This is a genomic window from Winogradskyella sp., from assembly GCF_025210595.1.
Lineage (GTDB): Bacteria > Bacteroidota > Bacteroidia > Flavobacteriales > Flavobacteriaceae > Winogradskyella.
Genome location: NZ_JAOARH010000020.1, coordinates 34,481 through 46,108, shown reverse-complemented (window position 1 = coordinate 46,108; position 11,628 = coordinate 34,481). Strand labels below are relative to the sequence as shown.

Below are 11,628 nucleotides of genomic sequence, written 5' to 3'. Positions count from 1 at the left end.
TCCGTTTACTTTAAAAAGAGATGAAGCTTATATTGGTGTTTTAATTGATGATCTTATTACTAAGGGTACAGAAGAGCCTTATCGTATGTTTACTTCAAGAGCAGAATACAGAACACTTTTACGGCAAGATAATGCAGATTTTAGGTTAACACCAAAAGGCTATGATTTAGGTTTGGCTTCTGAAAAACGTTTAAGAAGAATGGAAGAAAAGCAATTAAAATCTGATGCTTTTGTTCAATTTTTTAAAGACACAAGCGTAAAACCAGATGAGATAAACCCTGTTTTAGAATCAAAAAAATCAGCAAAAGTTAAGCAACAAGATAAGATGTTTAAGCTATATGCGCGACCAAATATTACAATAGATGATATGCGAAAAGTAGCTTCTGTTGGTAGTTATATTTTAGATAATGATTTAGATGCTGAGGTGATTGAGCAAACAGAAATTCAGGTGAAATATGCTGGTTATATTGAAAAGGAAAAGAATAATGCTGATAAGTTGAACCGCCTAGAAAACGTAAAGATTCCATCTAATTTCGATTATTCAAAACTGAAATCTATGAGCATGGAAGCTAGATTGAAGTTAACTGAAATACAACCCGTAACCATATCACAAGCCTCTAGAATTAGTGGGGTTTCGCCAAATGATATTTCGGTTTTATTGGTGTATTTAGGGAGATAACAAATTTCTGCTTTAGTAGGAGTCTTATGAATTAAAGTATGTGTTCCACGTGGAACGATTTCTAAGGAATATAATTTTAACTGTAAATTGAATATTAAAATAAAGCTGTCTTTATGGTTCGTTGCTACAATTACTGTTACTGTAATTGTGGTTTATTTATTAAAGATGCTGCCGAAATATTTTCCTGTTGAAAGTTTTCTTTTTGCTTTTGAGCTGCATTTTTTATTAATGGCATGGTATGCTTTTTCATTACCTAAATTAAAATTGCAATACAATAGTTTTTACTATGAGCCAAAATCGTTTGAAAAAAAGGGTTTAATTTATAGTTGTTTTGGGGTGAATGTTTTTAGAAAGTTTTTAAAAATAATCCAATGGGAACGATTTAGTAATTCTGCCAATGGGAAAATAAAATATGATTTAACTCGACTTAAAAAAAGAGAAAAGCATACACGAGAAGCGGAATTGGCTCATATTATTTTGGTCTTTCATTTTATTGTTATTGCTTTGTTTTTTTGTCAAACATATAATGTGTTTTGGTTATTGTTTTTAAATGTATTATTTCACCTTTATCCCGTTTTTGTTCAACGCTATAATAGACCGCGTTATTTGCAATTAATTTCAATCATAGAGTTAAGAAAAAACCTTGAATAAAAAACCTACATACCTAACCGTAAAAGATCATTCTGTTTCAGGAGAAGATTTCCAATTGTTGTATAGTGAAGTATTAGATATGCTAGAAACTTTTCCACAGCCAAAAGCAGAAAATCTTTCAGAATATTATAAAAGTGAAGACTATATTTCGCATACAGATACTAAACGAAACCTGCTAGAAAAAGTTTACCATATAGTGAGGACTATTTCTTTAAAACGAAAATTAAAACTGATTAATTCATTTCAATCCGAATCAAAAACACTTTTAGATATTGGTTGTGGAACAGGAGATTTTTTAGCAACAGCACAAAACGACAATTGGAAAATCACAGGAATTGAACCTAATAAAAATGCAAGGCAAATAGCTAATTCTAAAACTAGCAACTCTGTTTTTGAAATAGAATACTTAGAAACTTTAGAAGAAAATAGTTTTGATGTGATTACGCTTTGGCATGTGTTAGAGCATTTACCAGAATTAGAATTGCACATTAAGTTATTAAAGCATCTTTTAAAACCAAATGGAACTTTAGTGATTGCTGTTCCAAATTTTAAAAGTTATGATGCTAAACATTATAAAAATTTCTGGGCTGCTTATGACGTACCTAGACACCTTTGGCACTTTTCAAAAACATCAATTGCTGAATTATTTAAAAAAGAAAATATAAAGTTGATTACAACTTTACCTATGGTTTTTGATGCATATTATGTAAGTCTACTTTCTGAAAAGTATAAATCTGGCTGGATGAACCCATTCAAAGCTTTTTGGGTTGGAATGCGTTCTAATTTAAAAGCAAAGCGTTCAAAAGAGTATTCTTCTCATATTTATGTGTTAAAACACGAGAATTCTTAATTTAAGCTAGCTTGTTTAACCATCTATTTACAAATTGCAATATCGTAAGCCTAAAAAATAAAATGCGCTTAAAAAGGCTTATTTAAAGTTGTTTTTAATTGATGTATTGAATGTGTAATAGTTTTATTATAGTTTTTATTTATAGATGAAGATTTCTATAAATCGCAATCTAACTTTTATACATTTGCAAAAATTTAATTTTAAAAATATCATGAAAAAAATAATTGGAGCATTAGTCGTTTTGGCATTATTATCTTCTTGTCAAGAACAAGATAAAGTTGCATTTATAGATAATTCTAAAGTGATTAACGATTTTCAAATGAAAATTGATATTGAAGAACGTTTCAAACTAAAAGATGAAGCTTTTAAAAAGAAAACTGATAGTATAGGGCAGGCTTTTCAGATAGAAGCACAAGCTTTTCAAATGGCAGCAGCTAAAATGTCTAAAAGTGCACAACAAAAGAAATATCAAGAATTAGGACAAAAACAACAAGTGCTCCAGCAACAATTTCAGTACGAGCAACAAATAATGCAACAAGAATTTAATACCGAAATAGATTCTGTAATTTCTAAAGTAAATAAGTTTATTGAAGATTATGGTAAGAAAAACGGTTACACGTTTATTTTTGGTAAAAATCAGGCAGGCAGTGTAATGTATGGTATTGATAGTAAGGATATTACAGAAAGTGTAACCAAAGCTTTAAATAGTGAGTTTACTAGCAAATCTGAAGAAAAAGCAGTTGAACCTACAGAAGAAAAATCTGAAGCTAAACCTGAAACTAAAGAGTAAGACTTAGTTATACAGAACTATATAAAAGCCGAGCTTATGCTTGGCTTTTTTTATGCAATAATCTAGTCAATTTAATTGATAAATCTGTAAGAATTATCTTAGAATTGCCATTACGCTCTATATGATAAATAGCATCTTGTAATTGATCAGAAATTTCAAGAATATTAGCATCGTGTACAAATGGCGCAAAATTTTCTAATTTAAAATTTTCAGCTTTAGGTTCTAAATAAACCAATTCGTTAGCCCTATAATTTAGAAGTAAAGCTTGTCTAAAATAGTTCAAACAAAAGGCTAAAAACTTCTTTTGAGTTTCGCGACCTGTTTTCGCTATTTCCTCTGACCAGGAAATTAAATCGTGTATAGCACTTTTATTGCCTTTAGCTTTAAATGCTGAGCGTACCCAAAGGATAAACCACTTTTCAAACTGAATATCTTCACTATCTTGATAAATTAAATCACAAGCTTTATTGTAATTACCATTGGCTTGATGCGCAATTTTTGTGGCAACTGTATTTTCAACTTGGTAATTTTTAATCAAAGCTTCGGAAATGGCTTCCTCTGCTAAAGGTGGAAAACTAAGGATTTGACAACGAGAACGAATGGTGTTTATAATTTGCTCTTCGTCTTCAGCAATTAAAATAAAAATGGTTTTTTCTGGTGGCTCTTCAATAAGTTTCAACAATTTATTTGCTGCAGCAATATTCATTTTTTCTGCCATCCATATAATCATAACTTTATAACCACCTTCATAAGATTTTAATGTTAATGATTTTACAATTTCGTGAGCTTCATCAACACCAATTTGCCCTTGTTTATTGTCAACACCAAGTAATTTGTACCAATCAAATAAGTTACCATAAGGTTGTTGTTCTAAGAGTTGTCTCCATTCTTCTAAGTAAAAATTAGAAACAGGTTTGCTTTTTACTTTATCGCTTGTAGTTACTGGAAAAGCAAAATGTAAATCGGGATGCGAAAAATTCTTAAACTTTAAATTACAAGCGTCGTTTCCGCCATTATTTTCACCATTTTTATTGCTGCAAAGTAGATACTGAGCATAAGCTAAAGCCATTGGTAATGTGCCAGAGCCTTCTGGTCCAACAAATAACTGTGCATGAGCAATTCTACCTTCATCTACACTTTTGGTAAGATGATTTTTTATGTGGGATTGCCCTAAAATATCAGAGAATAGCATGTAGCAAACCTACGTATTTTTTTATTATAAAATGAAAATATTCATTTAGCTCAGAAGATAATTTTATGGTATGAAGGCTAATAAAAACAGGGGTTTTATTGAAATTTTTAAAAGCCAAAACCTTTTAGATTTTGCAGAAGACCCAAAAATATAGTATAACTTTTTTAGAACACTTCATATTTAATTCACGTTACTTAAGTTTTTTAGTTTAAAGGATTAATGCTTAACAAACTTTAAGGTTGATTTTTTTCCTATTTGAATTAAATATACTCCTGGTTTTAAGTCTTCAACCTCTAACTGCTTATGCAATGTTTTTCCTTGCTTTATAAGTTGTCCTTGTAAAGTGTAAACGTTATAGACCTCATCATTAAGCATTCCTTGTACATTTAACGTAGTTTTCGCTGGATTTGGATACAATGTATAGCTATTCATTTTTGGTATTTCAGAAACACTCAATGACGATGGATTTGACAAATTCACCTCAATAGCATCAAAAGATTCGTAATAGTAATTAGGACTATCTTGATCTTTAGCAACAATATCAACAACACTCTCTGAGGCATCTAATTTTTTTATTGAAATATCCCAAGTAGATCCAGAAGGTGTATATTGTGTTCTCGTAGAGAAAAATACAGCCTCGTCTTCCTTACTTACGGTTATATCCAAAATACCTGACACCAAACCTTCTATATGCGAATAAATGAGTGTTGAGTTATTTCCGTTATCCTCCATTCGTCTTAGCATCATAACATCTTCAACAACATAAAGTTTTGCATCTAACCATTCTATTGCACCCAAATTAGTGCCTGTATATACTAAGGTTTGTGCTAACGAAGACAACCCAATTGCTGGGTCATAAGATATTTTATAAATATGATCTCCTGTGGTTACAAACATATTTAACGAACTATCTGTCTCAGAAACATAGCCTGTAATTCCTTTAATATCAAAAGTGAAATCCGATAGCATAATATCCGCTTCAAATGGATCATGAATAAACAACTGTCCGCCTTGATTGTATAACATATATCCATCCAATACCTCAATAGCATAAGTACTGTAAAATGTTGTGCCAAGTGTGCTGATATTTTCGTCTAATAATTCTAATCCATAACTATCTGAATTTAAAACACCAACTGTAAAACCTTGCGTTCCTGCAGCATATAAATCATACTCAAAAAATGAAAAACTTGGATAGCTATTAGCACCAAGCATAAAGCCACATTCTCCCAATAAACTGCCACTGCTATCCATACCATATATACCTACTTCTCCATCAGAACTGTTTTTTGAGAAATAAATGGTATGTGTAGGTGCGTCTTGTATAAGTGCTGAACAATCTTGAGCATAAACTTGAAAAGAATAGTTTATAAAAAATAATACAATTAAAATGTAGGTGCTTTTAGTGATGTGCATTTTCTGGATATGAGTTTTGATTTTTAATTCGTTGTCAAAACTATATACCTCTTATTCTTTACGGTCTTAAAAACTAAGCATCTTAAATTTTAAGACTCTTTTTTATAGGGATTGTTTGTATTGCGAAGGTGTTTGTCCTGTATGTTTTTTAAATGATGCATAGAAAGACGATTTACTATTAAAGCCAGATTCTAGTCCAATAGCCATTAAACTATAATTATCAAATTCGGGGTTTTTAAGCATCATTTTTACTTCCTCTATTCGTAATTCGTTAATATAGGTATTGAATGATTTTCCTAATTCTTGATTAATTAATGTAGAAAGGTGTTCTGGGCTTAAATCTAAATTTTCAGCAATATTTCTTTGACTAGCTAATGGATCTAAATACTTTTTTTCTCCTTTGACTAGAGCTTCAAAAGCCATGATTTTTTTGTTTTTTGACTTTGATTTAAACTCCTTTTTTTCCGACTGGTATTTTAAAACATGAATTTGATCTGCCTCTTTTAGTATGCCATATTTATATATTCCCACATGACCTAACCAATAAATAATTACAGAAACCAAAATCCATAGGAAATAATAATTTTCATCAAAAACAACCGAAACAAACCATAAGACTGTTGCCAATGTTATTGCTGTTAAAGCATATTGTAACCACTGCTTTTTATATATGTTTTGTGTTTTGCTTAAAACTTTATATGCATAGACAACAACAGCTAAATTAAACAGCATGGCAGCATATTCTCCATAAGCAACTAAAAGCTCCGCAAAACCAATTATAATTGCATTGCTTTGGCCTGTATAGCTCATAATTTTGTACGCTACTAAGCCAACACTGCTAACTATAAAAAGAGAAAAAAGTAATAGATACTTGGACTTAAACTTAAAATTGGGCTTGATAAATGAAACCGCATATAACCAAAGAAAAGTTGGTATTAACAAAGACCAATTAAGGTAAATTGTTTTATAAAACTGTGCATAAGTCTCAATCAAATTAATGTCCAATACATAAAACTGAAGGTTACTTAATGAGAATACTAAAATTAAACACACTAAAAATATTGTACTTGTCGTTTTATACCTTTTATTGATTAAAACAACCAATGAAAAGATAAATCCCTGCAAAACACCTGCAAGGATTATACTATTAAAGAGGTTAAACGTAAATGTAGATAAAGCCATTAGTGCTTGACGACTAAACAGTTATTAAAACGTTACCTCAGCCTCTACAACTTCGTCTCCACGTTTTAATCTGCGCTAAATTACTAATTCTATCATAATGAAACACATGTATAACTTTAAATTTTAAAGGGTGTTGTTTTTGCAAAATTGAAAAAAGACCATTAGATTTTATATTGACAAAATTTGATAAAATTGAGTTTTTTAAAAGTGAAAAATTTTAGAACATTACTTCATAAAAAAACAGTTTTTATCCGTTAGTTTTATTAACTACTTTTGTGTCTCAATCTTCAAAAATAAAGACTAGATATGAAAACCTTAAACGACTTCAATTTCGAAAACAAAAAAGCACTAATTAGAGTAGATTTTAATGTGCCTTTAAATGACAAATTTGAAGTTACAGATGCTACAAGAATTCTTTCTGCAAAGCCTACAATCATTAAGATTTTGGAAGATGGAGGAAGCTGTATTTTAATGTCGCATTTGGGACGACCAAAAGGTGTTCAAGAAGAGTTTTCATTACAACATATTGTTAGTAAGGTTGAAGAAATCATTGGTGTAGAAGTAAAATTTGCTTCTAATTGTGTTGGAGAAGAAGCAGAACAAGCTGCTGCTAATTTGGAAGCAGGACAAATTTTATTGTTAGAAAATTTACGTTTCCATGAAGAAGAGAAAAAAGGAGATGAAGCTTTTGCTCAAGCCTTATCTAAACATGGAGATATCTATGTTAATGATGCTTTTGGTACTGCGCATAGAGCACATGCATCTACAACTGTTGTAGCGCAATATTTTGAAGATAACAAGTGTTTTGGGACGTTATTAGCTAAAGAAATAGAAAGCATTAATAAAGTGATGAATACAGGAGAAAAACCTGTTCTAGCTATTTTGGGAGGCGCTAAAGTATCTTCAAAAATTACCATTATCGAGAACATTTTAGATAAAATCGATCACCTAATTGTTGGTGGAGGAATGACTTTTACATTTATCAAAGCACAAGGTGGAAACATTGGTGACTCTATTTGTGAGGATGATAAAATGGAATTGGCTTTAGAGATTTTAAAACAAGCTGAAGCTAAAAATGTCAAAGTACATTTACCTGTAGATGTCGTTGCTGCAAATGCATTTAGTAATGATGCTGAAACGCAAATCGTGGATGTTAATGCAATCCCTGAAGGATGGCAAGGATTAGATTGTGGACCAAAATCTGTAGCAAATTTTGATGATGTGGTTAGTGCATGTAAAACGATTCTTTGGAATGGACCATTAGGTGTTTTTGAATTAGAATCTTTTGCTAACGCTACTATTGAATTGGGTAATTCTATAGCCAATGCTACTAAAAATGGTGCATTTTCACTTGTTGGAGGAGGAGACTCTGTTGCAGCAGTGAAACAATTTGGTTTTCAAGATAAAGTAAGCTATGTAAGTACTGGAGGAGGAGCTATGCTAGAAAGTCTAGAGGGTAAAACTTTACCAGGAATTGCGGCTATTATAAATGATTAAAAATAAATGTATACATCTTGTTTTTGTCCTATTTCTGGGATTGATTTCTTGTGAAAACAATAAAGTAGTAACATATAGCTTCTACCATTGGAAAACAGATTTCAATCTATCTAAAGAAGATAAATTAATAATTAAGAACGGAGGTGCAAATAAATTGTATCTCCGTTTTTTTGATATCTACTATAATGCTAAGCAAAATAAAGCTTTGCCAATTGCTACAACACAGTTTAAAATAAAAATAGATGATGTTGCTAAAGATATAATTCCAGTAGTTTTTATAACCAACGAGGTGTTTAATACCTTAGATGAATCTGCTTGTAATGATTTAGCCAAACAGGTTTCGTATAAAATAAAACGTTTGCTAAAGACTCATTTAAAAAATGGTAATTCATGTAGCGAAATTCAGATAGATTGCGATTGGTCAAGATCCACAAAGCATAAATATTTCAGTTTTTTACAACAATTAAAAACATATTTTAAAGCTTATAAGCTTTCTGCAACTTTACGTTTGCATCAAGTAAAATATAGAGAAGAAACAGGTATTCCTCCAGTAGATTCTGCAGTACTAATGGCTTATAATGTAGGAAATATTGAAAATATTGAAGAAGAAAATTCAATTATTAGTGCTTCTATTACTGCAAAATATTTAGAGCGTTTAAGTGATTATCCTTTACCTTATGACGTTGCATTACCTGTATTTGAATGGGCAGTTTTATATAGAAGAGGTAAAGTTGTAGCAATTTTAAACCAGTATAATTCAGAAGACTTAAAGGTGAACTTTAAAAAGACAAATACAGAAAACATCTATAAGGCAAAACACGATTGTTATATTAATGGTACATTTATATACCAATCAGATTTATTAAGAACAGAAACGGTATCTAAAAATGATCTTAAAGTTCTTTCAGATATTATTCGAAAGGCTTCACAGCATCCTTACGAAACAATTTTTTATCATATTAGTTCGCCTTTAATAAAACAATTTTCAAACAATGAACTTAAAACGTATTGTTATTACTAATCTTTTTGGGTTGCTATTTGTTATAAATAGTAATGCAAATAATAGATTACCATCGTTTTGTGGTTGGGATCCTGCTTGGGAAGATGTGTATTATCCTATAATTAATCAATACGATTTAGTAGATGAACCATATTGGGCTTTTTTAAACTGCCCTAATGTTGTGTTCTGCGAATTTATTCCAGACAGTGCTTACGATAGTAATATAGAAGAATGGCATAATTATTTTAAAGGAAGTTTTTCTCAAGATGAAATATTACAGCTTATCTATAAAAAAACAGTAGCGTGGATACAGGGAGAAGAAACAATTAATACAAGAGAGAAACTGTTGTTTCAAAAAATAAACCAAAAAAAGTATGCATATTTTAAGCGTTATTTATTGTTAGCAAAAAGTACAGAGCATCTATCTAGTGATAAAGGATATGCTGAAGGATGGTATCAAGGAGAAGTTCATAGTTCAAATGATAAATCTTATTGGATAGAAAAAGCTTTTCTTTTAATGAAAGATGCACCCAATCAGTTTTTTAAAAACCGTGTTGGATTTCAAATTGTAAAACTAGCGCATTATAAGCAAGATAATGCATTAGCTATTGAAGTATTTAATAAGTATTTAAAGTTAAAGAACAATTCTAAGTATATTTATTATAGAGCTTTAGAACAAGTTTCAGGTGCTTACTTTAATATAGGAAAGCATACAATAGCCGCAAAAAATTATATAAACATTTTTGACAAATTACCAGACAGAAGAGAGAGCTGTGCACTAAGTTTACGATATATAGATTGGTCACAGTTTACTGAAACAAAAAGACAATTTAAAAGCCCTGTTCATAAAATAATATTTTCATTTTTTAAGGCCTATTATGGTCGAGGAGATTTACTTAAGGAAATGCAAAATATTGCAAATGTTAATCCTAATTCTCCATATTTAAAAGTATTAATAGCTAGGCAAATTGATGAGCTTCAGGCTAATATTTTTCAACATGGATATAATAGTTATTACTTTGATAACAACAAAACCATTAACAAAGAGGTTGTTAATTCTATTTTAAAAACAACAAACACCATTCTTTTAAATGAAGATTTACAAGATAAATCTGCACTTTTACTTTTAAAAGCAATTGCCAAAATAAGTATAGGGAAATATAATGAAGCTAAAGTAATATTAAATGCTCCAGGCAAGTGGTTAACCAATAAAGCGCATAAAAAAAGATTGCATTTTGCTATAGATGTTATGGCTATTAAAACACCAAATTCTAATCAAATAAACTCTATTTTTAACAAAATAGATAAAGATAAAGAGCTTAATTCTTACAAGCCAACAGTAGCAGTGTTTTTTAATCATATTAGTGCATTGTATTCTCAAGAAAACCCGATTTTAAGTGCTTTTATTGCTACAGATTATGACAGTTATACTCCAAATAAAACTTTTAATTGGAACACCATAAATAAAAGTTATGCTTACAATTATAGCTTAGAAACTAAATACCCATTCTTAGATATTAATGTTATTAATAGTTTTGATAAATTTTTAAAGTTACCAATTCACAATGCTTTTGAGCAAACTATATTAGATCGTATTCAGATTAACGCAGCTGATTTTGTAAACGAATTACGAGGCACGTATTATTTAGGTCAAAATGAATTGAGTAAAGCATTAAAAGCATATGAAGCAATTAAAAATCCATCAGAGTTTTGGGAAGAGGAAGTTCGTTCCGAAATTTTTTCAGGTTCAATAAAAGAATGGATGAATGTTGATTTTGAAAGTATTTCAGATAAAATTCATCTGGATTATACCGAAGAATTAGGATTAAATCAGGTTCCTAACCTAAAAGAAGACCCACAGCTTTTTAGAGAAAATTATAATGACAATAAAATAAAGCTTATAAAAATTCTAATGAAGCTTAAAACTTTAGCTAAAAAGAATAAAGATAATGCTGCAGAATATTATTATATGTTGGGTAATGCTTGGTATAACATGAGTGCTTCCGGTTGGTTTGTAAATAATCTTTACTATATAAGCAACGATAGTAGAAATAATTTGTGGGATACATATTCAGAAAATAATATTGAAGCGCCAGATCATGCTATGCTTTGGGCAGAGCAATATTTTAATGAAGGCTTGAGCTCTAAAGGTGATAATGAGGTAAAAGCAAAACTTACATTTATGCTTGCTAAAACTATTAGTTGTTTTGATTTAAGTTGGAATAATACTAATAATACATATGATTTTGATCTCTGTGAAAATCACAAAGACTACTTTAAAAATCTAAGAGAAAATTATTCAAAAACCAATTACTATAAAGAGGTTTTAAAAGAATGTAGTTGGCTTAGATGGTATAATAATAACTATTAA

9 protein-coding genes and 1 pseudogene are annotated in these 11,628 nt (G+C 30.1%); 7 read left to right on the top strand and 3 right to left on the bottom strand.

Annotation, left to right across the window (positions count from 1 at the left end):
• The 4 genes and pseudogenes from N4A42_RS01770 to N4A42_RS01755 form a co-directional block, all read left to right on the top strand.
• Positions 1–679 (top strand): annotated as a pseudogene (locus tag N4A42_RS01770) (tRNA uridine-5-carboxymethylaminomethyl(34) synthesis enzyme MnmG); the annotation flags it as partial.
• Between the two features lie 87 nt (positions 680–766).
• Positions 767–1,330 (top strand): hypothetical protein, encoded by a 564-nt coding sequence (locus tag N4A42_RS01765; RefSeq protein WP_294069006.1) that lies wholly within the window; start codon positions 767–769, stop codon positions 1,328–1,330.
• A complete protein-coding gene (locus N4A42_RS01760) occupies positions 1,323–2,180 on the top strand; it encodes a class I SAM-dependent methyltransferase (protein ID WP_294069003.1) in 858 nt (285 codons plus the stop codon). The genes N4A42_RS01765 and N4A42_RS01760 overlap by 8 nt, the downstream gene beginning before the upstream one ends.
• 211 nt (positions 2,181–2,391) lie before the next feature.
• Positions 2,392–2,970, top strand: a complete 579-nt coding sequence (locus N4A42_RS01755) for an OmpH family outer membrane protein (RefSeq protein ID WP_294069000.1) — start codon at positions 2,392–2,394, stop codon at positions 2,968–2,970.
• A 34-nt stretch (positions 2,971–3,004) separates the two neighbouring features.
• Here N4A42_RS01755 and holB read toward each other — a convergent pair whose 3' ends face one another.
• The 3 genes from holB to N4A42_RS01740 form a co-directional block, all read right to left on the bottom strand.
• Positions 3,005–4,162 carry a DNA polymerase III subunit delta' gene (gene holB / locus N4A42_RS01750; protein WP_294068997.1) on the bottom strand — a complete coding sequence of 386 codons (1,158 nt, stop codon included), beginning with the start codon at positions 4,160–4,162 and terminating at the stop codon, positions 3,005–3,007.
• 216 nt (positions 4,163–4,378) lie between these two features.
• Positions 4,379–5,578, bottom strand: coding sequence for a T9SS type A sorting domain-containing protein (locus N4A42_RS01745; protein WP_294068994.1), 1,200 nt, complete (start codon positions 5,576–5,578; stop codon positions 4,379–4,381).
• 102 nt (positions 5,579–5,680) lie between these two features.
• Positions 5,681–6,388 carry a helix-turn-helix transcriptional regulator gene (locus tag N4A42_RS01740; protein WP_294068991.1) on the bottom strand — a complete coding sequence of 236 codons (708 nt, stop codon included), beginning with the start codon at positions 6,386–6,388 and terminating at the stop codon, positions 5,681–5,683.
• Positions 6,389–7,066: 678 nt separating this feature from the next.
• Here N4A42_RS01740 and pgk point away from each other — a divergent pair.
• Genes pgk through N4A42_RS01725 form a run of 3 tightly spaced genes read left to right on the top strand, consistent with a single transcriptional unit; the run spans position 7,067 to position 11,628 of the window.
• Entirely contained in the window at positions 7,067–8,257 is a 1,191-nt protein-coding gene (gene pgk, locus N4A42_RS01735) for a phosphoglycerate kinase (RefSeq protein ID WP_294068988.1), read from the top strand.
• Complete coding sequence (locus N4A42_RS01730; RefSeq protein ID WP_294068985.1) at positions 8,250–9,278, top strand: hypothetical protein; 1,029 nt, start codon at positions 8,250–8,252, stop codon at positions 9,276–9,278. Before pgk ends, N4A42_RS01730 begins: the two co-directional genes overlap by 8 nt.
• Positions 9,250–11,628: a hypothetical protein gene (locus N4A42_RS01725; protein WP_294068982.1), complete on the top strand. Its 2,379-nt coding sequence runs from the start codon at positions 9,250–9,252 to the stop codon at positions 11,626–11,628. Before N4A42_RS01730 ends, N4A42_RS01725 begins: the two co-directional genes overlap by 29 nt.

What these genes read in the sequence shown, in the direction of transcription:
- N4A42_RS01755 (WP_294069000.1), top strand. Translation starts at nt 2,392, where the DNA reads ATGAAAAAAATAATTGGAGCATTAGTCGTTTTGGCATTATTATCTTCT.
- holB (WP_294068997.1), bottom strand. Translation starts at nt 4,162, where the DNA reads ATGCTATTCTCTGATATTTTAGGGCAATCCCACATAAAAAATCATCTT.
- N4A42_RS01745 (WP_294068994.1), bottom strand. Translation starts at nt 5,578, where the DNA reads ATGCACATCACTAAAAGCACCTACATTTTAATTGTATTATTTTTTATA.
- N4A42_RS01740 (WP_294068991.1), bottom strand. Translation starts at nt 6,388, where the DNA reads ATGAGCTATACAGGCCAAAGCAATGCAATTATAATTGGTTTTGCGGAG.
- pgk (WP_294068988.1), top strand. Translation starts at nt 7,067, where the DNA reads ATGAAAACCTTAAACGACTTCAATTTCGAAAACAAAAAAGCACTAATT.
- N4A42_RS01730 (WP_294068985.1), top strand. Translation starts at nt 8,250, where the DNA reads ATGATTAAAAATAAATGTATACATCTTGTTTTTGTCCTATTTCTGGGA.
- N4A42_RS01725 (WP_294068982.1), top strand. Translation starts at nt 9,250, where the DNA reads ATGAACTTAAAACGTATTGTTATTACTAATCTTTTTGGGTTGCTATTT.